The sequence below is a fragment of the Pseudomonas sp. S2_H01 genome (assembly GCF_054668305.1).
Window position 1 is genome coordinate 5356285 of record NZ_CP162756.1, and the last position, 23054, is coordinate 5379338.

The window sequence follows — 23054 nt, forward strand, 5'->3', positions numbered from 1 at the left end:
CTCGTTGAATTAAAAGCATTCATTTTGTGGCATGGACGTTGCTCAGGGCTGTTATGCGCCGTTAGGTGAGATTTTCCGTTGCGGAGGACCCGTCACGATGAAACCCAATCCATCTCGTCTGCTCAATCTCTGTCTGTCGATCGGCGCCTTGTTCGCCATCGAGGACACCGTCGAAGCCGCCATCCGGTGTGAGCGCAATCTGGTCGCCAATGTCGTGGCACTCGATCAACCGCTGATGTACAACCGGCTCGGCGCACAAAACGCCAATGGCATGATCTACGCACTGCGGGGTGACGTGGTCGACGAACACAACGTCCTGCTCAGTCAGGGCGGTGCTGCAGTGCCCGGCAAGGTGACGTTGCGCCCCGACAAGCGTCCGCGGCCGATGGTGCTGCGGGTGGCGGCGGGGGACTGTCTGACCGTCACCTTGCAGAACCTTTTGGCGCTGCAAGCCAACCCGAACAGCGAGATGGAAGGGCCGGAGTTGCCGGAAGGTGAAGACGACGCCCAGGCACCGGCTGCCAACATGCCGGGCGAATTCGTGGTGAACGACCAAGTCAGCGAGCGCTATGTCGGCTTCTCGGTCAACGGCATGCAGGCGGTCAACAGCATTGCCGACATGTCGTCCAACGTCGGACGCAACGGCAATTTCCTGTTGGCACCCGGTGCAACACGCTCCTACACCTTGTACGCCGAGCGTGAGGGCGCGTTCAACGCCAACAGCCAGGCAGCGACTTTTGGGGGAGAGGGTACGTCCGGCAACATGGCCAACGGCTTGTTTGCCCAGGTCGTTGTGGTGCCCAAGGGTGGCCGCATGTACCGCAACACCCTGAGTGAAGAGGAGATGCGCCTGGCCAGTGTCGGCCGCGCGCCAACCGGTCAGCCCATCGTCGACTACGAAGCCCGCTACCCGCAGCGTCAGCCTTGGATCACCGAAGGCAAGGCCGGTCTGCCGATCATCAACATGGTCAACGGCAACGAGATCATCAACAGTGAAACGGACGCCGTTGTCATGGGGCCCAACCCTGACGGCAGCTTCCCGCCTTCCACCTATCCGCTGGAAAGCATCGGCAAGCGCAACCCGGCGTTGCCCAACCGACTGGAACCGTTTCGGGACTTTGCCGCCGTGTTCAACGATGAGTCCGCCGTGACTCAGGCGTTTCCCGGCTATTTTGCCGACCCTGTGTTCGGGCACATGCTCGAACCGACCCGCGACGCGTTCATGATCAACTACGGATCAGGCGGTATCGGCGCCGAAGTGATCGCCAACCGTCTGGGCGTCGGGCCGATGCATGACTGCCTGTCATGCGCGTATGAGGAGTTCTTCCTCAGCTCCCACACCGTGGGGGACATCGGCATGCTGGTGGACGTACCGGCCAACGTCGGCCTTGAACAGATCCTGCCCGGCCAGGTGCCACCCAGGGATGCGACGGGCATCAAGGCGAGCATGGCGCTGTATCCCTCCGAGCCGTCGAACGTGAACCACAGCTACATCGGCGATCTGGTGAAGATCCGCAACACGCACAACGGCAAGGAACAGCACATCTTCCACTTGCATGGGCATCAGTGGCTGTTCAACCCCAACGACGACAACTCCGATTACATGGATGCCCAAGGCATCGGTCCGGGCGTCGGCTATACCTATGAAATCGCCAATGGCGGTTCGGGCAACCGCAACCGGGTGTCGGGCGATGCAATTTATCACTGTCACTTCTATCCGCACTTTGCCCAAGGCATGTGGACCATGTGGCGCATCCATGACGTATTCGAAGAAGGAACCCGGCTTGAGGTGTCTCAGGCCAGTAACGACGGGTTCCACACCACTCCGTTTGCCCTGCGCAGCGGTAAACCGGCTGCGGGTGCCCGCGCATTGCCGGACGGTGAAATCGTAGCGGGCACACCAATACCCGCCATCGTACCGCTGCCGGGCAAGGCGATGGCCCCCATGCCTGGCAAGGTCGCTGTGGTGCCCAAGCTCGGTGAGCTGGTGGCCGCCAATGATGATGACAATGACAATGACGATGACGATGATGATCAGGGCGGCGGCGACGCCAGTCACTCGGGTGAGGGCGGTCAGGCAGTCATTGGCTCGGTGGCGCTGGTCGACCGCAGCGAAGCCAACCGCAACGCCGACGGTTCATTGAAAAACCCGGGATATCCGTTCTGGATCGGCGGCATGGAAAGCACCGTAGGACAACGCCCACCGACCCCACCCCTGGACATGCTCGACAGCGCCAAGGCCCAGGCCCTGCGCGACAGCGGCAATGCCCTGTGGGCCAATCTCGATCCATTGCAATCGGCCGGCTGGGACGGCGGCTTGCCACGCCACGCGCTCGATGGCGTCGCGGCGGGCGGGGAAGCCGAAACGGTGACCACCGCGACCGACCTCTCGAAGGTGGTTCACAAGGCCAAGGCCGTGTTCATGCCGGAAGAGGGCACGGACGTGGAGCAGGCCGCCATGCTGTTCCATTCCAAACCGGATCACCCCAGCTTCGCCTTGCTGCCTGGCAAGCAAGTGGTCGCCAAGGCATTTCGCACCAATGGCGCCTTGCCGGTGGCGGGCGCGCCTTTCTACGAACCCTGCATGGACGATCGGGGCAAGCGCCTGACGTCGATGGCGGGCAACGGCATGTTCAACAGCGGCGAGACGGGCAACGGCATGTCGTTCACCGGTTCTTCGCAGTACAGCGCCGATCACCCGCGTATCTATAAAGCGGCGAACCTGCAATTCGACGCGGTGTACAACAAGGTCGGCTATCACTTCCCGCAAGCGCGCATCCTGGCGCTCTGGGAGGACGTGTGGCCGGTCATCAACAAGCAACGTCCGCCGGAACCGCTGGTGATGCGCATCAACACCTTTGATTGCGTGATGTATCAGCAGACCAACCTGATCCCCAATTACTACGAGTTGGACGATTATCAGGTGCGCACGCCGACCGACGTGATCGGCCAGCACATTCACCTGCCTAAATGGGACCTGACGGCCGCCGACGGTTCGGCCAACGGCTGGAACTACGAAGACGGGCTGCTTTCACCGGCGACGGTGGTGGAACGGGTGCATGCCATTCGTGCCTTTAACAACTGCACCGAAGCGGACGCCCGCGATGGCACCCCGGCATGTCCGAAAGCCAAGGCGCACCCGTATTTCGGGCAGTACGGCCGGGCGGACTGGATGGGCGCCCGCACCGCCATGCAGCGCTGGTTCGCCGACCCGGTGGTCAACACCCGGGGTATCGACCGAGGCCTGGGCACCATCTTTACCCACGACCACCTCGGCCCATCGACCCACCAGCAGTTGGGTCTGTACGCCACGGTGCTGGCCGAACCGGCCGGTTCCACCTGGTTCCATGCCGAGACAGGCGAACTTCTGTACAGCGGTGCGCGGCAGGACGGCGGTCCGACGTCGTGGCAAGCGGTGATTTCCACCGGCGACCTGGATGGCGATGGCAAGAACGACAGCTTCCGTGAGTTCTTCCTCGAGTACAGCGACTTTGTGCATGCCTATGAAGCCGGGGTGTATGTCGGGGCAGGGCCAAACGGCGTGCCGAACGGCAACGCTTACCCTGCCACTGCCAACAGCTTCCGCTACGCGATCAATCCGCCAGGACGCAAGGCAGCGGCCAATCTGCTGGATTCGGTGCTGGAAGTTGGCAGCGGCGAGCTGGAAGGCTGTCCGACCCGGCCCTGCCCGCAGGCCATTTCCGTGGACGACCCTGGCATCTTCGTCGTCAACTACCGTCACGAGCCTGTGGGGCTGAGGGTCTATGACCCGAACCGCACGGCCCCGGATGGAAAGCCGGGCATGCAGGCCAATGGTCTGGCCGGGGACCTGGCGTACGCCTTGCAGACCCGCACCGACAGGGCGATTCCTGCGCTGAACCTGGCACCGAGTGCGATTACCTCGGCGACCGGCCCTACCGGCGGCATCACGCAGTTCCCGCCGCACATCAACCGTGGCGGCGACATGCCGGGCGATCCGTTTACGCCAATGCTGCGTACGTACACCGGTGACAATGTGCGCTTGCGTCTGCACGCCGGTGGTCACGAGGAAGAACACAACGTGACCCTGCACGGCGTGAAGTGGCTGCATTCGGGCAGTGGGTTCGGCAACAGCTCCAACTCGGGGTGGAAATCGTCGCAGATGGTCGGCATCTCCGAGCAGATGGGCTTCAACGCACCGGTCGCGACGATCTCCAGCGCGGCCAGCGACACCGGCGACTACCTGTATTCGATGGACGCTTCGCTTGAAGGCTACTGGAACGGCATGTGGGGCATCATGCGCAACTACGGGTCACAGCGCAGTGACCTGTTCGCGTTGCCGAACAACCCCAAACCGGTCATTGCGCGCAACACCGTGGCGTTCGACGGTATCTGCCCACGCTACACCACCAATGCCAATGGTATCGGCACACGTCCGACGGTACAGCGCAACTTCGAAGTGGTGGTCGCACTGGCCAACGACATCCTCGGCAATCCGCTGAACCTGACCCTCGGCGACGCCGCAGGGCAGGGCCAGCACGTCGGCGCGCCGCTCAATCCGGCGGGCGGTACGCTGGTCTACAACAAGCGTGCGGTAACCATTCCACAGGCAACGGTCACGGACCCTGAGGACGGCGTGACCTTCACCATCGGCGGTCATGCCGGGCCGCTGCACGATCCGACCGCGATCCTGTACGTGCGCAAGGCCGATCTCGACCCGATCACGGGCAAGCTCAAGGCCGGCGTACCGATCGAGCCGCTGATGTTGCGAGCCGGTGCGGGTGACTGCATCAACGTGACCCTGGAAAACCGGCTGCCAACGGCGATGCCCGACCTGCCGAACTACGCCGTCATGGCCGGTACCGTCAAACGTGATCGCAACAGTGCGCAGGGTTCGACGACCTTCAATAACAACCTGATGCGTCCATCGAGCCATGTGGGCATGCACACGCAGTTGCTGGCTTACGACGTCACCAAGTCGGACGGCTTCAACGTCGGCCTCAACCCCGTGCAAACCATTGCACCTCGGGCAGGCACATCGGGCGCCTGGCCAACCCGCACCTATCAGTACTACGCGGGGCATCTGGAGCGTGAAGGCAAACCGGTGTCGCAACTGGGGCGCGCGGTGGACAACATCAACACCACGCCCATCGAGTTCGGTGGCTTCAACCTGACGTCGGCGGACATGATCAAGCAACCGCAGAAAGGGCTGGCAGGCGCCATGGCAATCATGCCGCTGGGTGCGACCTGGACCGAGGACACCAAATCCCGTGCCAATGCCACGGTCAGCGTCAGCGGGCAGACCGCCTACCGGGACTTCATGCTGGTCATGCAGAAGTCGCTGAACATGCGCTGGGGCAATGGACGGCCTGTGGAGAACCTGGCCGCCGAAGGCAATGGCGTGCCGGCGGATCCGCAGGACAACTCCGGCATGGCCATCAACTATCGGACCGAGCCGCTGTGGTACCGGTTTGGGCTGTCCCCGGATGCACCGTTCGGCCACGCCGACGGCCACGGGTTTGCCGATGTCCCGAATGCGCACATGGCCTACAGCAATGCATTGGTCGGCGGCGATCCGCAAACACCGGTCCTGTACGTCAAACCGGGGCAGCCGTTCCGTACGCACCTTACGGTGCCGGGCGGCGGCAGTCGCGGCACGACCTTCCAGCTGGACGGTCACGTCTGGGCGATGCATCCGTTCCAGGCCGAGAAGTCCGACACCGGCGGCTACCCGATGGGGGCGTCGGGCGTGGGCTCGGTGCGGTTCGCCTACAACCCGATGTCGTTGTACATCGGCGCACAGGAGAGCCTCCTGCCCGCCGCGCACTTCAGCCTCATGTTCCCGAGTGCCGGGGGCGCGAACGCCGTGCCGGGAGATTACCTGTTCCGTGACTATGCCGGGTTCGGCAACGCGTCGGGGCTGTGGGGCATTCTCCGGGTGACCAACGATCCAGAACCCGCTGCGGCGCCCTAGCGCCCGGCTTGCGAACCAGCCGCCCGCGCGTACAAGAACAATCGGCGCGGGTCAGACACAACTCATCGGAGCGGCGCACTGGCGCCCGCTCCACAGGGGGTGCAGCGTGAATGGATGGATCAGAGGTGGTTTTGCCGGCGGCGCGCTGGCGATGGCTCTGGTGGTCATGGGGCACACCGGTGAGCCGCTCAAGGAGGCCAACCAGGCTCTGGGTGAAAGTGAGAGCCCTCAGGCGATCCCCGGCCTGGCCAGCGACAAGCAGCAGTGGGTGAAAAACGGTGTGACCGTCAAGTTCGAAGCGCGGCCGCTGAACAGCGGCCCGCTCATGGAGGGCATGTTTGCCGACGTGCGCTTCAGCGTGACGGACACCGCCACGGGCCAACCGTTGCCGGGCGTCGCACCGGGGGCCTGGCTTGACCCGGCGGTGGCCGAGCAAAAGCCCGGCTCCCACGATGCGCAATGCAAGTCGCGGGTCGGGCTGTACCTGAAAAGCACGATTGGCGCGCGGCCTCTGCTGGACCTCAACAGTTACTTTCTGATGGTGTTGAACAAGGACGCCAGCGCGACGGTGATCGACCCCACGGTCTCGGTGGGCGGGATCACCAGCACCATGAGCCGTATCGCGCTCAAGCAGCCCGGTATGGACTGGACGTCCACCAACGATGACAAGCGGGTGTTCGTGTCGATGCCCGCCGCCGGTGAGGTCGCGGTCATCGACGCTGAAAAATTCCAGGTGCTGCTGAACATTCCAGCGGGCGAGAACCCGTTGCGTGTGGCGCTGCAGCCCGACGAGCGATACCTGTGGGTGGGCAATAACGCGGCCAGCGAGGGCGCCAGTGGTGTGACCGTGATCGATACGCAGTCAATGAAGGTCATGAGTTTCCTGGCGACCGGTGCCGGTCATCATGAGATCGCTTTCAGCAAGGATTCACGATTTGCCTTCGTCAGCAGCCGGGACGCCGGCACCGTGGATGTCTTTGACGTCGCGACGCTCACGCGCAGCAAAACCCTGAAAACCGGTGCTCATCCGCTGTCGGTCGCCTATTCGCCGTTGTCTGAGGCGGTGTATGTCGCCGATGGTCAGGACGGCTCGGTGACCGTGATCGATGCGCGCAGCCTGGAGGTGCGCAAGGTCATTGCCTCGCAGCAAGGGTTGGGCCCGATGAGTTTCAGCGAAGACGGTCGCTATGGCTTCGTACTCAACACCCTCACCAGCCATGCGCTGGTGATCGATGCCTCCAGCGACAGTGTCGTGCATGACCTGGAGGTGTCGCCCGAGCCGTTTCAGATCACCGTGACGCAAAACTACGCTTACATCCGTGGGTTGGCGTCGCCCCGGGTGACCATGGTCAACCTGTCCAGCCTGGGCAAGGACCGCAAGCCGATCCTGCAATCGTTCGAGGCCGGGCCCGCCGCACCCCGCCTGGCGGGCGATTTGCCGCTGGCAGCCGGGCTGAGCCCGGCGCGGGACAACGACGCGGTGTTCGTGGTCAATCCCGTGGACAACACCACTTACTTCTACGCCGAAGGCATGAACGCGCCGATGTCCGGTTACCCCAACCGGGGCAACGCGGCGCGTGCCGTCCGGGTGGTTGATCGCAGCCTTCGCGAGGTTGAACCCGGGGTCTACAGCTCACGGGTGCGCCTGCCAAGTGCAGGTCATTTCGACGTGGCGTTCATGCTTAACCAGCCCCAGGTCATTCACTGTTTCACCGCGCAGGTCGAGGTGAACCCGGCGCTGGAAAAACGCCTGGCGATCCCGCGCGTGACCTTCCTGCTGGAACGCCGTTTCGAACCGGTGGGCAAGCTGGTGCCAATCCGCATTCGTCTGGTTCAGGGCCGCGACAATACACCCATGACCGGCGCCAAAGACGTGTACTTGCGTTACTTCCTTGCACCGAGCTCCCGGCCACGCGAAGTGCTGGCAGTGGAAATCGGCGAGGGGATCTATGAAGCACAGGCCGACCTGAGCGAGACCGGCGCGTATTACCTGCACGCCCGCTCCGAATCCTTGGGTATCCGCGCCAACGAGCAATCCTACGCCAGTTTGCGGGTGATGCCGGTCGACACCTCGCCGGTCCACCTGAGCAACCAAAGCCCTGCTGTTTCCGACAGGATGACGCCATGAAAAATGCCATTGCAGTAACGATGTTGGCCATGCTGATGGCTCAAGGATTCCCTCCAGTGGCGCAGGCGCATGGAGGGGACGATCACGCGCAACACCAGGCGCAAGGTGGCGCTGACCATTCGCAACACCAGGGCGCCGTGAAACAGGACAGCGCGGTGGTGCATTTTGCCGACGTCAAGCTGACCAATCAGAACGGCGAGCCGGTCAGCCTCAAGCACGATCTGGTCAGCGACCGGATCGTGGTGATGGGCTTCATTTACACGACCTGCACCACGGTGTGCCCGGTGATCTCCTCGATCATGTCCCGGGTGCAACAGCAGTTGGGTGCGAAAGTCGGCACCGAGGTGCAGATCGTCTCGATCACGGTCGATCCGCTGCGCGACACCGCTCCGCGTTTGCTCACGTATGCCAACCGATTCCAGCACGGGCCGGGCTGGGCCTGGTTGACCGGCACCCCGCAGGCCATCGACGCAACGCTCAAGGGCCTGGGGACATGGACAGCCGACCCGCAGAACCACCCGCCGCTGATCATGGTCGGCGACGGGCGCAGCAGCCACTGGACGCGGTTCTACGGCTTTACCGACCCAGACCTGCTGGTTGAACGGGTGGAACAGTTGCGCGGCGACCGTGCGTCCAAAAGCGGTCGTCACGGGGTGTACGTGATGGGAGAGCAGCCATGAGGTGGATACCGTTTGATGCTGGCCGTCGGTCGACCAGAGGATGGCTGATGGGGGCGGCCTTACTGTCGGTTGTGCCCGCCGTAATGGCCCATGAAGCCCACGAAGCTCCGACCTTGGCCAAGGTGTCGCCCGTGCAAGTCGCGCCGCCGTCCAGCGGCACTCACGACGCGCAGGAATATTTCACCGACACGCCCTTGAAGGATCAGGACGGCAACACCGTGCGTTTCTACAGCGACGAGCTTAAGAACCGGCTGGTGCTGCTCAACGTGGTATTCACCCACTGCCAGGATGCCTGTCCGCTGATCACCCGCAAGCTCAAGGATGTCCGGGCCGCGATGGGCGATGAGGTGGCGCGTCAGGTGTATTTCATCACCCTGACCAGCGACCCGACAAACGACACGCCTGACGTGCTCAAGGCATTCGCGGCCAAACACGGGGTCGACAGTCCCAACTGGCGCTTTTTGACCGGTACGCAGGAGCAGATGAATCTGGTGTTGGGGCGTTTGGGGCAGGTGATCCCGAGCCCTGAACAACATTCCACGCAATTGATCGTAGGGGACGTGGCGAACAAACGCTGGGCAAAGATCCGTCCGGATGCGCCGGTGGACGCCATTGCCCAACGCTTGCAGTTCCTGACCTTGCCTGTGGCCGGACGTTAAGGAGTCGACCATGAAGTCGCTGGCGATTTTCAGCCTGACGCTGAGCCTGCTGGGGAGCCTGACGAGCGCGGCTCACGCGATCGACCTGAGCCCGGCGCAGGCGGCTGGAAAACGCCTGTACCGCGAAGGCATTTCCGACAGCGGGGCGCAGGTGTCGGCGCGCATCGGTGTTTCCGGCGCCACCGTGCCCGCGTCAACCGTTCCGTGTGCAGGCTGCCATGGCGCCGATGGCCGTGGGCGACCGGAGGGCGGCGTGCGTCCGCCGGACATCACTTGGCGGCGATTGAGTACGCCCTACGGCCAGCACGTCAGAGCAGGGCGCAGCCACCCGCCGTACAGCGAAAGCGCCGTCTCCCACGCCATCATCGAAGGCATCGATCCAGGTGGCAACGCACTGGACAGCGCGATGCCGCGTTTTGTGATGTCCAGTCAGGATCAACTCAATCTTGTGGCCTACCTCAAACGCCTCGAAGAGGACGGCGACCCCGGCATACAAGGCTCGACTTTGCGGCTGGGCACCTTGCTCCCAAGTCAGGGCGCGCTGGCCCCATTGGGCGAGACAATGGCCGCCGTGCTGAACGGCGCGTTGGCCGCGATCAACGAGGCGGGCGGCATTCATGGTCGGCAACTGGCCCTGCAGATCGTCGACCCTGGCCCTGACGCGCAAACTGCCGAGGCAGCCTTGAAGACGCTGACCGGTGAAGACGGTGTGTTCGCATTGATTGCGCCCCTTGCTCCGGCGCTGGACGGTCGCATCGGTGAGCTGCTCGAGCAGGCCCGGGTCCCGTTGGTGGGATCGGTCTCGTTGCTGGGTGGGGAAAGCGACAGTCCGATGATCTTCGAACCGTTGCCCGGCGTTTCCGAGCAACTGCGGGCCTTGTCCGGGTACGCGCAGGACACACTGGCACTGGCAGCGCAGAAGACGTTGATCGTGTATCAGGACAACCCGCTGGGGCTGCATCAGGCCGAAACCCTCAAGCAGCACCTCAACGGGCAGGGCTGGAGCGATGTCGGCCTGCGGGCCTATTCACTGGATCAACCCGTCACGGTCGACGCATCGCTGGCCGCTGCCAACGCGTTGTTCTTCCTCGGACGCTCCGCGGACTTCGTGCCAATGGCGCAGGCGCTGCACGCTTCACGGCAAGGTCCGGCAGTGCCGCCGTATCTGTTTGCGGCCTCGGCCCAGGTCCCGGCGGACGTCTGGCAAGTCCCCCCGTCTTTTTCCCGCCGCCTGTTTTTGGCGTATCCGTTCATTCCGGGCGACTGGACGGAGCAGGGCAAGGCGGCCCTTGCCAGCGTACGCGCACGAAGCGGGCTGAAAGGACAGTACGCGGTGTTGCAGGTGGACGCGTATTGCTCGGTGCTGCTGGTCGCCGAGGCACTGCGACAGATCGGTCGGCATCCGGCGCGCGAGCAACTGATCAAGGCGCTGGAAGGGTTGCATGACGTGAACACCGGGCTTACCCCACTGTTGGGGTTTGGTCCGGGGCGTCGGCTGGGCATGTCGGGCGCCCATGTCGTGACGGTGGATGTGCAGCAACAACGTTTTGACCTGGTCAGCCCATACGCCAGGGTCAATGCTGCTAACTGAAGTGAGATTTAGCCATGAAGCTCAAGCTGATTTTATTCGTGTTGGCGTTCGTAATGCCCGGTCTGCTGCTCATGGTGGGCCGCACCGAGGCGGTGGCAGAACCCACGTTCGGGCAACTGGCGGTGGCGCGGGTCAACGGCGTGGAGATCGGGCAGATGCAGCTGGAGCACTACTTAGCCGATTACCTGCAGGCCCAGGGACGGATGGTCGGCTCCATTCGCAATCCCGTGGCCTACAACCGTCTGCGCAGCGCGGCGCTTGATGACCTGATCGATAAGGAACTGCTGTGGCAGGAAGCGGGCAAGCGCGGCGTGCGCGTCGACGAAAAGAGTGTGCAGGACAACTTATCCGCCCTGCGTAACGAGTTCACCTCCGATGACATCTTCAATCGGCGACTGGAGGAAGCCGGGTTTGACACCCCGTCATTCACCGAATACCTGCGGCGGGAGTTGACCAGCCAGCGCATGCTGTCTGAGCTGAGCCAGGTGGCGCCTGCCCGTGATGCCGACGTCGAAGCCTTCTACCGGCAACTTTCGCCGCGCATCCACGCCCGGCACATTCTGCTGCCCCTCGAGGCCAACGCCGATTCGGCAAAAGTCGACGCCGTGTACCAGCAAGCCCTCCAGTTACGGGCCCGGATCGTCGGCGGCGAGGACTTTGCTGCCCTCGCTCAACGCTACTCACAGGACAGCCGGTCAGCCGAGGGCGGCGATCTGGGCTATTTTTCTCGTGAAAGCATGGTGTCGGAGTTCGCCGATGCTGCCTTTAGTCTGACGCCCGGCACCGTCAGTCAGCCGGTACGGACTCTTTATGGCTGGCATTTGATCAAAGTTGAGAACACAGTCTCGGACACCGCCATCGACGACGGTCAAGGACTGGCGATGGCGCGTCAGGCATTGGATCAGCAACGACAGGCGCAAGCGACCGCCGCTGCACTGCAACGATTGCGCGCGGCAAGCAGGATAGAACGGGTGGCAGAGCGATGACCCGGGTTTTCCCCGAATGTGGGGGCAAATCCGGTTCTCGATGGCGACTGCCCCCAGCAGTGGGGTTGAGGTTGTGCCCATGGTGTTGGTTTTTTATTGAAGTAAATCAGTGGCATGGGCGAAGAGAATTTCAAGTGGAGGGTCTGGCATGAACAGTGCTCTTGTACCAATACAAGGCGGGAATCCCCAGACCGGGCCACAGGACCTGTCCCGATTTCAGGAGTCCACCTTGTTAAACAAAGTGTTGGTTGTAGAGGACGAGCAGATCCTGGCGCAGAACCTCCAGTCGTATCTGGAGGCCAAGAGCCTGGATGTCCGGGTCGCGAACGATGGCGCGGGTGCCATCGACCTTGCACAAGGTTTCGCACCGGACGTGGTTGTCCTCGATTTTCGCCTACCCGATATGGAAGGGTTTCAGGTACTCGATGCGGTACGCAAACAGAGGGATTGTTACTTCATTCTGATCACCGGCCATCCGACCAGCGAAGTCTGCGGTCGGGCCACTGATCTGGGTGTCAGCCACATTCTCTTCAAGCCGTTTCCGCTGGCCGAACTGGCCCGAGCTGTCTGTGACTTGTTGGGTACTGAGCGACGTTCGACGAGCAAGTCGCCACCGGCGGCCGGGTTCATCGAACGGCGGCACAGCCCGGCAGAGGCATTCCCGTTGCAGTTGTACGACGGTACCTGGGTTAACTCGGACCGTCGCGGCAACAAGCAGACCGCGTCGCCTGACGGTGACAAAGCGGTCCTCGATGGGGAGGGCAAACTCTAGCCGGGTCCGGACGCCTCGGGAACCTTGTTCTTGAGCGCTCCGGAAACGGCACACCGGCCAGGGAGGGTCGGGCGCGTCGAATGTGTGGTTCCTTTTTTGGGGTCCGGGAGTGCATTCGATGGAAAGTCTTACGCTCGCAGTCGAAAGACCGCCACTGGCGCAGCCAGTCGAGTCACCCACACGTTTCCCGGGCAGCCTTCTGACAGCCGCCAGAGAACGCGCCGTCGCTGAAAGCGAACGTCCGATCGAAGCACTTGAAGCCCTCTCTGCCCTGGAACCTGCCGCTTTCATTCGCGCCCTTGGCGCCACCCTGCATTACCCGGTGCTGGACGCTTCCAGCCTGTTCAAATGCACCCCCGAGTTCGATCAAGTCAGCCTGGCCCAGGCGCTGAAACGCGAGTTCGTCATGTTGCGTCACGACGACACGCTGATCGGCGTGTTTGCCGACCCCTTCGACGACGCGCGGCTGGCATGGATCGATGAGTGCCTGCAAGGCGCCGCGCTGTATCTGTGTCACGCCGACGACCTCGGCGCATACCTTGCCCGTCAGGAAGAAGGCTTCCATGCGGTCGCCGCATTGGGCAGCCACGGCGACGAACAGCACGAATACGACAATCTGGAAAGCCTGTCGCTGACCAGCATCAGCGAAGACGCGAGCGCGGTGGTCAAGCTGGTCAACTCGACCCTCTACGACGCGTTGAAAATGCACGCCAGCGACATTCATCTGGGCGTGACCGGCAACGGTCTGGTGATCAAGTACCGCATCGACGGCGTACTGAACAACATCAGCAAAGTGCAGGGCGCCGAGTTCGCCGATCAGGTGATTTCCCGCATCAAGGTCATGGCCGAGCTGGACATCGGCGAGAAACGCGTGCCTCAGGACGGTCGTTTCAAGATCGGCATCAGTGGTCGGCAGATCGACTTCCGGATCTCCATCATGCCCAGCATTTTCGGTGAAGACGCCGTGCTGCGGGTGCTGGACAAACAGGACCTGGCGGATCGGGTCAGTGGCGTCAGCCTCGAAGCTCTGGGGTTTGAAGAGGCCACGTTGCGCAGCCTGCGTCGGCTGGCCGCCGAACCTTACGGGATGGTGCTGGTGACCGGCCCCACCGGCAGCGGCAAGACCACCACGCTGTACGCGATGATCACCGAGATCAACCACGGCGTGGACAAGATCATCACCATCGAAGACCCGGTGGAATACCAACTCCCGGGTGTTCTGCAGATTCCGGTCAACGAGAAAAAAGGCCTGACGTTTGCCCGCGGCCTGCGTTCGATCCTGCGACACGACCCGGACAAGATCATGGTCGGTGAGATCCGCGACCCCGACACCGCACAGATTGCCGTGCAATCGGCCCTGACCGGGCACCTGGTGTTCACCACCATTCACGCCAACAACGTGTTCGACGTGATTGGCCGCTTCACCCAAATGGAAGTCGACCCTTACAGCTTCGTCTCCGCCCTCAACGCGGTGGTTGCCCAACGCCTGATTCGTCTGGTGTGCACTGGCTGCGCGACGCCGGTCGTTCCGGACGAGAGCGAGTTGCGGGCATCTGGCCTGAGTGCTGAGGACAGCGGCCATTACCGTTTCGTACACGGCGGCGGTTGTGGCCGCTGCCGTGGCACCGGCTATCGCGGCCGGACGGCCATCGCCGAACTGCTGCACCTGGACGACGAAATTCGCCAGATGATCGTTGAGCGCAAACCCATCTCCCAGATCAAGCAGTACGCCTGCAGCCGTGGCCTGCGCCTGTTGCGCGGCTCGGCACTGGAACTGGTGCGCGATGGCCGGACCACGCTGGAGGAGATCAATCGTGTCACTTTCATTTCGTGAACACTACGTCGCCGTGATCGGCGCCAATGGCGTCGGCCTGTCCCGCTGCGATGCGCGCGGCAAAACCTGGCTGGGCAGCGCAGGGTTCATCGCCGACCGCCAATCGACCGCCACGCTGGCGCTGGACACGCTGCAACGGTTACTCACCGAGCACGTCAAGGGCCGCGCCCGGTTGAGTGTTCTGTTGTCCAGCCACTACAGCCGTTTCGGGCTGATTCCCTGGAGCGACCACATCACCACGCCCGATGAGCTGCGCGCCTACGCCAGCGCGTATTTCGACGACACCTTTGGCAAGTCGGCCGAAGCGTGGACGCTGAGTCTGTCGCCAGAAAACGCCGGGCTGGCGCGCATCGCCGTCGGCTTGCCAGAGGCCTTGCTGAGCCGTCTGCGCGACGTCGTCAAAACACTCGGCTTGCGCTTGGTGTCGGTGCAACCCTACGTAATGACGGCGTTCAACCGCTTTCACAAGAGCTTCGGTGATCGTGACTTCCTGTTCGTGGTCGCCGAGCCGGGTCGCAGCACCTTGTTGCTGGCCAGGGAAGGGCGCTGGTCCGCCGTGCGTTCGCTGCGCATCGCCGACAGCGATGCCGCACTGGCCTCGATGATCGCCCGCGAGAGCGAATTGCACGGCCTGAACGGTGACAAACCTGTCGACCTGTTCGTGCATGCGCCGGCCCGTCACACCGATGCACCGCTGATTCTGGGCGTCCAGACCCTTGAGTTGCCCGCCGATCAGGCCGACACCCAGGATCCCCTGCACATCATGTCCAGAGCGGTGAACTGACATGCGCGCCCTGGATCTGGAATTTCAGCCGCAACGTCGTGGCAGCGCGCTGGGCTGGAGCCTTCTGGCCATCGGTCTGGTGCTGGGGGTGTCGGTGGCGGCCGGTGCGCACGTCATCGGTCAGGAGATTCACGAGCAGCAAGGCCAACTGGGCCATGCGCAAAAGAAATTGCAGGTGCACAGCGGCCCTGTCGCCGGTCTGTCCCCGGCGCAACAGCGTGAACAAGAGGTGCGTCTGCAGGAGATGAAGCAGATTTCCACGCAATTGCGCCGTCCTTGGGAACGTCTGTTTGCTGCAATGGAAACCCTGCGCGGCAAGGACATCGCGCTGCTCAGCCTAAGCCCCGACGCACGCAAGGGTCAGGTCAGGATCACCGCCGAAGCGCGGGATCTGGAAGCGATGCTGACCTTTCACCGGCAGCTGGAAGACAGCCCTGAGTTGAGCGATGTCTCGCTGGTCAACCACGAGATCGTCGCCAACTCGCCACAAAAACAGATCGTCTTCAACCTGCTGGCCACCTGGGAGGTGAGCGATGTCCGTCCCTAGCCTGATTCTGCGTGAACATGTTCAGCGGGCCGGTTGGCCGGGGCTGGGCGGTGCGGCGCTGGTGGTGCTGGTCTTGGCGTATGGGGTGTTCAGCCTGCTGCCGGACTGGCAGTCACTGGACGGCCTGCGTCAGAACAGCCAGAAGGCCAGCGAATTTCTGGAGAAAGTCGCCAACGGCACTGCCGTACTGCCCGTAGTGCCCCAGCAGCAACTGGACGAATTCCATCGCGCGCTGCCGACCCAGCTGGACGCCACGTCGGCCATCGACCGTATCTACGCCATGGCCGGCAAGGAAAAAATCAACCTGGCGCGCGGCGAGTACTCGCTGGGCATCGACCCTAAAACCCAACTGGCGCGTTATCAGATTCTGCTTCCGGTAAGGGGCAGCTACCCGCAATTGCGCCGCTTCCTCCACGCGTTGCTGACCGAGCTGCCGGCGGTGGTGATCGAGGATGTGGACCTTCAGCGTAAACGCATCGCCGACACCGAGTTGACCGGGCGTATCCGCATGACCCTTTACCTGTCGAGGTCGTGATGAACACTCGTCGCGTAGCAGGCTGGCTGGCGTTCTTCGGCATCTGCGGGCTGATTGCCTGGGTGCCCGAGCAGTTTTTCGGCGAACAGGCGCAGGACCTGAGCAGCGCTGCCGCGCCGGTGGCGAGTAAACATCGGGATGCCGTCGCCACCGCGAAGGGCGGTTCCGACAAAAGTGGTGACGCCAAATCAAGTGTGGCGAAAGTGCCGCAACTAGATTTGTTCGCTGCCCAGAGCTGGTACGTCGCCCCAGTGGTGACTGCCGAACAGCAGGCCGCGCTCAACAGCGTACCCGCCGCCCCAACGGTGCCCACTGCACCGCCCCTTCCGTTCCAGTTCATTGGCAAGCTTGCGGACAGCCAGCAGTTGCAGGTTTTCCTGCAGAACGGAGAACGGCTCTATGTGGTCAGGGCCGGAGATGTGATCGATGACGTCTACAAAGTCGACCGCATCTCGGCCACTGAAATGAGCCTCGTCTATCTGCCGTTGAAGTTTGCGCAGACTTTGTCTGTGGGGAGTGCACCATGAGTCCGCTGCGGTTGTCGTTGAACGCGTTGTTGCTGGGCTTCACCTTGGCGCTGGGGCTGATGCTGGCTTCCTGCACATCGGACATGAATCGGGCCATCGGTCAGGATCTGATCGAGGAGGGACGTTATGAAGAAGGCCTGGCCAAGTTGCAACAGGCCGTCAATGCCAATCCCCGGGATGCGACCCTGCGCATCGCCCTGACATCAGGCAAGGCCCGGGTGGTTAAAACGCTGCTGACCAAGGCGGACTCCGAGCGCTCACAACGGGATTTCAATAGCGCGGCGATCGACTACTCCCGGGTGATCGCCATCGAACCCAGCAACGGCCGCGCCCGTGACGCGCTGTACCTGCTGGAGCAGATGCGCAACATCAACGACATGCTGATCAAGGGGCAAACCAGCCTGCGTCGCGGCGACTTGACCGGCGCTGAACACGAAGCACGCCAGGTGCTGGCGCTGGACCCACGGCACGAAGGGGCGATGGAGCTGATGCGCAACGTTGAACTGATGCGCACCCGCAACACCGTGTCCAATCCGCAGCTCAAGACCCGCCTGGAAAAACCGGTGACCCTGGAGTTTCGCGACGCCAACCTCAAGGTGATCTTCGAGGTGCTGTCCCAGGTCGCCGGGTTGAACTTCATTTTCGACAAAGACATGCGTGCGGACTTGAAAGCCACGATCTTCGTGCGTGAAGTGCGCATCGAGGACGCCATCGATCTGCTGCTGCAACAGAACCAGCTGCACCAGAAAGTGGTGAACGACAACACGCTGCTGATCTACCCCGACTCGCCGCAGAAGGTGAAGGACTATCAGGAACTGGTGATGCGCACCTTTTACCTGACCAACACCGACGCCAATACGGCGCTGAACATGGTCAAGACCATGCTCAAGACCCGCGATGTGTTCATCGACGAGCGCCTCAACACCCTGACCATGCGTGACACGCCGGATGCCATTCGCATGGCCGAGAAACTGTTTTTCTCCCAGGACCAATCCAACCCTGAGGTGGTGTTGGAAGTGGAAGTGATGGAGGTCGCCCGTCAGCGCATCCTCGACCTGGGCCTGCAATGGCCGAACACTTTTGGGGTGATCAACAGCGACGGCACCGCCGTCAGCGTGCTCAACCAGCTCAAGGGCATCAACTCCGGGCGGATCTCGATCTCGCCCTCGCCGCAACTGAAAATCAACGCCCAAGACAACGACGTGAACACCCTGGCCAGCCCGACCATTCGCGTCAGCAACCGCGAACAGGCTCGAATTCACATCGGTCAACGCGTGCCGATCATCAGCGCTACCTCTGTGCCATCGACACAAGGTCCGGTGATCACTGAAAGCATCACGTACCTGGACGTCGGTCTTAAGCTGGAAGTGACGCCCATCGTGCACCTGGACAACGAGGTGGCGATCAAGATCGCGCTGGAAGTGAGTAACGCCACGCCGCTGGAACCGACCCGCCAAGGCACGATTCCGGTCCAGGTCGACACCCGTAACGCACAGACCACGCTGCGCCTGCACGACGGCGAAACCCAGATCCTCGCCGGCCTGGTGCGTAACGACAACAGCTCCACCGGCAACAAAATCCCCGGTTTGGGTGACATCCCGGGCTTCGGCCGCTTGTTCGGCAGCAACAAGGACACCGTCGGCAAGTCCGAGCTGGTGCTGTCGATCACGCCGCGCATCGTGCGCAACCTGCCGTATCAGGCGCCGAGCGACATGGAATTCGACTCCGGCACCGAAACCAGCATGCGCATGAATTCGGTCAACCCGGACATGGCGCCGGTGACCGTGGAAATCAACGGCCGGTCGGCGCCTCTGGCCGCCGTGCCGTCGGCGGCACCTGCCGCTGCTGCAGAGAGACCTTGAGCATGAACCGCCAGCGCGCCACCCGCGGTTTCACCCTGATCGAGATGGTCGTGACCCTGGCCATCGTCGGTCTGCTGGCGAGCATCGCCGCGCCATTGACCGAAACCGTGATTCGCCGTGGCAAGGAGCAGGAACTGCGCACCGCCTTGTACCAGATTCGCGATGCGCTGGACGCCTACAAGCGTGCGGCCGACTCGGGAAGGATCGAGAAGTCGGTGGCCAGCAACGGGTATCCGGCCAACCTCAAGGTGTTGGTCGAGGGCGTGCGGGACTTGCGCAGCCCCAAGGGCGCGAAGATTTTTTCCTGCGCCGCATTCCGCGCGATCCGTTTGGCAAACCCAAGCGTGAAGCGCAGGACGACTGGGGCCTGCGTTCCTACGACAGCCCGGCGCAGAACCCCCGCGATGGTGAAGATGTGTTCGACGTTTACTCCAAAACACGCGGCAAGGGCCTCAACGGCATTGCCTATTCGGAGTGGTGAGCCATGAAAAAGCACAAGGGGTTTACGTTGATTGAGTTGCTGGTGGTCATGGCCATCATCGCCACGCTGATGACCATCGCCGTACCGCGCTATTTTTCCAGCCTGGAAAACTCCCGGGAAACGGCGCTGCGCCAAAGCCTGTCAGTGATGCGCGAGGCGCTGGATCACTACTACGGGGACACCGGCCATTATCCCGACTCGCTGGAGGACATGGTCACTCATCGTTACCTGCGCAGCCTGCCGACCGACCCGATCACCGAGCGCAATGACATGTGGGTCATCGTCCCGCCACCGGAAGGTGTCGCAGGTACGGTGGCGGATATCAAGAGCGGGGCCACCGGGAGGGCGCGTGATGGCAGTCTCTTCGGTCAATGGTAAGTCGCTCGCTTTTGCGGGAGGCCAGCAAGGCTTCACCTACATGAGCGCGATGATGCTGATCGTTCTGATGGGCACGGCGCTGGCAGCCGTCGGCCAGGTCTGGTCCACCGTTGGCGCCCGTGAGCGCGAAGTGCAACTGATCTGGGTCGGCACCCAGTACGCCCAGGCGCTGCGCAGCTATTACCGCAGTGGAACCGGCGTGTCTCAGTACCCGGCCACGCTGGATGAACTCCTCGAAGACCATCGGTTTCCGTCGGTTCAACGGCACATCCGTCGCCTGTACCCGGACCCCATGACAGGCAGCGACGACTGGGGCCTGACCAAGTCTATCGACGGCCGCATCACCGGTGTCTACAGCCTGTCCAGCCAGACCCCGCTGAAAACCGCGAACTTCCCGCCGCAGTGGCAGGAATTCGAAGACATGACCAGCTATGCCGACTGGCGTTTTGTGGCTGAAAAAGCCTTCCTGGAATCCTCGAACAATCGCCCGGCAGGGGCACCTGGCACCGTGGGCGCACCGCCGAGCAACGGACCGGGTGTGTCGCTGGGAACGTCCCTGGGCACACCGTTGGGAGGGGGCAGCCAATGAACGCAGTCGGCCTTCACCTCAAAGGGTTGTGTCTGAAAGAGATCGGGTTGTGCGCCGCATTGCTGATCGGCGGCCTGGCGGCTGCCGTCGGGCATGCCGACGAGGAAGACGAGATGATGGGGTTCATCGTCGACGACTGCATTTCGCTGGTCGGCCATAACTTCTACAACGCGTTTACCGACCGCCTGCGCGCCACCAGCCGCCTGGATTTCAACCTCGTGGTGCGTGAACGTCCCGACCCGCGCTGGGGCAGCCTGATCTGGGTCGAGTACGACCAGCGCATCGTGTACCGCCGCTTTATCGCACCCAACGCCACCGAAACCCGCGAACTGGCAGTGCAAGCCGCCGACGACGTTCGCGCGGCGGTGGTTCAACGCAAGCTGCAAGTCCAATTGCAGGACAACATTGATCTGGGGAAGGACGAACTATGAACAGAACAATAACGGCCGTCTCGACCTGCCTGTTCCTGACTGGATTCAGCGTGCTGAGTCAGGCCACCGAACTGGTGTACACACCGGTGAACCCGAATTTCGGAGGCAACCCGCTCAACGGCCCCACGTTGCTCAACGAAGCCCAGGCGCAGAACGACTATAAGGACCCGGACCTGAAGAGATCGACCACCGCAGGGACGACGGCACTGGAGCGGTTCAGCCAGCAGCTGCAATCAAGCTTGCTGTCCCAGGTACTCACGAATATCCGTAACGGCAACAGCGGCAGCCTGACCACGGATGCCTTTATCGTCAACGTCATCGACGATTCGGGCTCCTTGAGCATCCAGATCACCGATCGGGTCACGGGCGAAATCTCGGAAGTAAACGTCAACGGACTCACCTCCAACTGACGGGTGCTGAAGTTCCAAAGGAGCGAAAGACCATGAAAAAGTGCATCACCGTTCTGATGCTGGTCGCAGCCCTTCAAGGCTGCGCCGTCCGCGAGCCGATGCCGGCCGAACAGGCGAAGGAAACCCCGACCCTGACGCCGCGCGCGTCGACTTATTACGACCTGTTGTCCATGCCGCGGCCCAAAGGGCGCCTAGTGGCGGTGGTCTATGGCTTTCGTGACCAGACCGGGCAGTACAAACCCACGCCGGCCAGTTCGTTCTCCACCAGCGTCACCCAGGGAGCCGCCAGCATGCTGATGGATGCCATGCAGGCCAGCGGCTGGTTCGTGGTGCTTGAGCGCGAAGGGCTGCAGAACCTGTTGACCGAACGCAAGATCATCCGCGCCTCGCAGAAAAAACCGCCTGCCGTGGTGGGACCGAACGGTGCGCCGGTGAACGTGCAACTGCCCAACGAACTGCCGCCCTTGCAAGCGGCGAACCTGATGCTAGAAGGCGGAATCGTGGCGTACGACACCAATGTGCGCAGCGGCGGGGAGGGCGCGCGTTATCTGGGTATCGGTGCCTCTCAGGAGTACCGGGTGGATCAGGTGACCATCAACCTGCGCGCCGTCGACGTGCGCAGCGGTCAGGTGCTGGCGAATGTGATGACCAGCAAGACCATTTACTCGACCAGTTACAACGCCGGGGTGTTCAAGTTCGTGGAGTTCAAGAAGCTGCTTGAACTGGAGGCGGGCTACACCACCAACGAGCCAGCGCAGTTGTGTGTGCTGTCGGCGATTGAAGCGGCGGTGGGACACCTGGTGGCGCAGGGGATCGAGCGGCACATGTGGCAGATCGCCGGGGATACCAGCGAGCCGAATGAGACACTGGACCGGTATTTGAGCCAGAACAAGCCTGCGGAAGAAGGGCAGTGAGGGCGCTTCGCTCGGTGAATTGGATAGGTGCGAAACATCCCGCATGCACCGGTCTTGCTGCCGGTTCCCGGCAGATCGTCCGTTGACGCGGTCCCTGTAGGAGCGCGCTTGCCCGCGATCTACCGCGCAGCGGTAGCAAAATCAGGCGACTCGATTCTGCCTGACACTCCGCATGCACAGGTCTTGCTGCCGGTCCCCGGCAGATCGCGGGACGAGCCACGCTCCTACACTGAGACGTGGAGTTCGGGAGATGGCTGCCCGAGTGAAATGTGCAAAAAGCGTTAGCTCCAGACCAGTAACAGAAACACCAGGTTGACGCGGTCCCTGTAGGAGCGCGCTTGCCCGCGATCTACCGCGCAGCGGTAGCAAAACCAGGCGACTCGAATCTACCTGCTACCCCGCATGCACCGGTCTTGCTGCCGGTTCCCGGCAGATCGTCCGAGTGCGGCCCAGAGCAAGCGTGCTCCTACACTGAGACGTGAAGTTCGGGAGATGGATGCCGAATGAAAAAACCGAAGAGCGTTGGCTTCAGATCAGAACCATCAGGTTGAAGGGGTTCCTGTAGGAGCGCGGCTTGCCCCGCGATCTACCGCGCAGCGGTAGCAAAATCAGACGACTCGATGATGCCTGGCACCCCGTATGCACCGGTCTTGCTGCCGGTTCCCGGCAGATCGCGGGCAAGCGCGCTCCTACACTGAGACGTGGAGTTCGGGAGATGGATGCCGAATAAAAAAACCGAAGAGCGTTGGCTTCAGATCAGAACCATCAGGTTGAAGGGGTTCCTGTAGGAGCGCGGCTTGCCCCGCGATCTACCGCGTAGCGGTAGCAAAATCAGACGACTCGATGATGCCTGGCACCCCGTATGCACCGGTCTTGCTGCCGGTTCCCGGCAGATCGTCCGAGTGCGGCCCAGAGCAAGCGTGCTCCTACACTGAGACGTGAAGTTCGGGAGATGGATGCCGAATGAAAAAACCGAAGAGCGTTGGCTTCAGA

18 protein-coding genes and 1 pseudogene are annotated in these 23054 nt (G+C 62.4%); all 19 read left to right on the plus strand.

The window, feature by feature from the left end:
- Nucleotides 1-97: 97 nt before the first annotated feature.
- The 19 genes and pseudogenes from mnxG to AB4N84_RS23970 all read left to right on the plus strand — a co-directional run bounded on the left by mnxG (nt 98) and on the right by AB4N84_RS23970 (nt 22061).
- A complete protein-coding gene (gene mnxG, locus AB4N84_RS23880; protein WP_460043504.1) occupies nt 98-5953 on the plus strand; it encodes a manganese-oxidizing multicopper oxidase MnxG in 5856 nt (1951 codons plus the stop codon).
- Between the two features lie 106 nt (nt 5954-6059).
- Nucleotides 6060-8081 carry a cytochrome D1 domain-containing protein gene (locus AB4N84_RS23885; RefSeq protein WP_460043505.1) on the plus strand — a complete coding sequence of 674 codons (2022 nt, stop codon included), beginning with the start codon at nt 6060-6062 and terminating at the stop codon, nt 8079-8081.
- 20 nt (nt 8082-8101) lie between these two features.
- Nucleotides 8102-8761, plus strand: coding sequence for an SCO family protein (locus AB4N84_RS23890; protein ID WP_460047114.1), 660 nt, complete (start codon nt 8102-8104; stop codon nt 8759-8761).
- A 47-nt stretch (nt 8762-8808) separates the two neighbouring features.
- The gene (locus tag AB4N84_RS23895) at nt 8809-9420 is read left to right on the plus strand and encodes an SCO family protein (protein WP_460043506.1); all 612 of its coding nucleotides are present in this window, start codon (nt 8809-8811) and stop codon (nt 9418-9420) included.
- 10 nt (nt 9421-9430) lie between these two features.
- The gene (locus AB4N84_RS23900) at nt 9431-11011 is read left to right on the plus strand and encodes an ABC transporter substrate-binding protein (protein WP_460043507.1); all 1581 of its coding nucleotides are present in this window, start codon (nt 9431-9433) and stop codon (nt 11009-11011) included.
- A 14-nt stretch (nt 11012-11025) separates the two neighbouring features.
- Nucleotides 11026-11997, plus strand: coding sequence for a peptidylprolyl isomerase (locus AB4N84_RS23905; protein WP_460043508.1), 972 nt, complete (start codon nt 11026-11028; stop codon nt 11995-11997).
- Between the two features lie 229 nt (nt 11998-12226).
- Nucleotides 12227-12769, plus strand: a complete 543-nt coding sequence (locus tag AB4N84_RS23910; RefSeq protein WP_074750121.1) for a response regulator — start codon at nt 12227-12229, stop codon at nt 12767-12769.
- 118 nt (nt 12770-12887) lie between these two features.
- A complete protein-coding gene (locus AB4N84_RS23915) occupies nt 12888-14603 on the plus strand; it encodes a GspE/PulE family protein (RefSeq protein WP_460043510.1) in 1716 nt (571 codons plus the stop codon).
- Entirely contained in the window at nt 14584-15387 is an 804-nt protein-coding gene (locus AB4N84_RS23920; protein ID WP_460043511.1) for a hypothetical protein, read from the plus strand. The genes AB4N84_RS23915 and AB4N84_RS23920 overlap by 20 nt, the downstream gene beginning before the upstream one ends.
- 1 nt (nt 15388) lies before the next feature.
- The gene (locus AB4N84_RS23925) at nt 15389-15934 is read left to right on the plus strand and encodes a PilN domain-containing protein (protein ID WP_460043513.1); all 546 of its coding nucleotides are present in this window, start codon (nt 15389-15391) and stop codon (nt 15932-15934) included.
- Nucleotides 15921-16469, plus strand: a complete 549-nt coding sequence (locus tag AB4N84_RS23930; protein ID WP_460043514.1) for a GspMb/PilO family protein — start codon at nt 15921-15923, stop codon at nt 16467-16469. The genes AB4N84_RS23925 and AB4N84_RS23930 overlap by 14 nt, the downstream gene beginning before the upstream one ends.
- Complete coding sequence (locus tag AB4N84_RS23935) at nt 16469-16996, plus strand: hypothetical protein (RefSeq protein ID WP_460043515.1); 528 nt, start codon at nt 16469-16471, stop codon at nt 16994-16996. The genes AB4N84_RS23930 and AB4N84_RS23935 overlap by 1 nt, the downstream gene beginning before the upstream one ends.
- Entirely contained in the window at nt 16993-18858 is a 1866-nt protein-coding gene (locus tag AB4N84_RS23940) for a secretin N-terminal domain-containing protein (RefSeq protein WP_460043516.1), read from the plus strand. The genes AB4N84_RS23935 and AB4N84_RS23940 overlap by 4 nt, the downstream gene beginning before the upstream one ends.
- A 2-nt stretch (nt 18859-18860) precedes the next feature.
- Nucleotides 18861-19339 (plus strand): annotated as a pseudogene (locus AB4N84_RS23945) (type II secretion system protein).
- A 3-nt stretch (nt 19340-19342) separates the two neighbouring features.
- The gene (locus tag AB4N84_RS23950) at nt 19343-19717 is read left to right on the plus strand and encodes a type II secretion system protein (protein WP_074750135.1); all 375 of its coding nucleotides are present in this window, start codon (nt 19343-19345) and stop codon (nt 19715-19717) included.
- Complete coding sequence (locus AB4N84_RS23955) at nt 19692-20306, plus strand: type II secretion system protein (RefSeq protein WP_460043517.1); 615 nt, start codon at nt 19692-19694, stop codon at nt 20304-20306. Before AB4N84_RS23950 ends, AB4N84_RS23955 begins: the two co-directional genes overlap by 26 nt.
- Nucleotides 20303-20737, plus strand: a complete 435-nt coding sequence (gene csgE / locus AB4N84_RS23960) for a curli production assembly/transport protein CsgE (protein ID WP_074750139.1) — start codon at nt 20303-20305, stop codon at nt 20735-20737. The genes AB4N84_RS23955 and csgE overlap by 4 nt, the downstream gene beginning before the upstream one ends.
- Complete coding sequence (locus AB4N84_RS23965; RefSeq protein ID WP_460043518.1) at nt 20734-21147, plus strand: curli assembly protein CsgF; 414 nt, start codon at nt 20734-20736, stop codon at nt 21145-21147. Before csgE ends, AB4N84_RS23965 begins: the two co-directional genes overlap by 4 nt.
- Nucleotides 21148-21179: 32 nt before the next feature.
- Nucleotides 21180-22061: a CsgG/HfaB family protein gene (locus AB4N84_RS23970; protein ID WP_074750143.1), complete on the plus strand. Its 882-nt coding sequence runs from the start codon at nt 21180-21182 to the stop codon at nt 22059-22061.
- Nucleotides 22062-23054 lie beyond the last annotated feature (993 nt).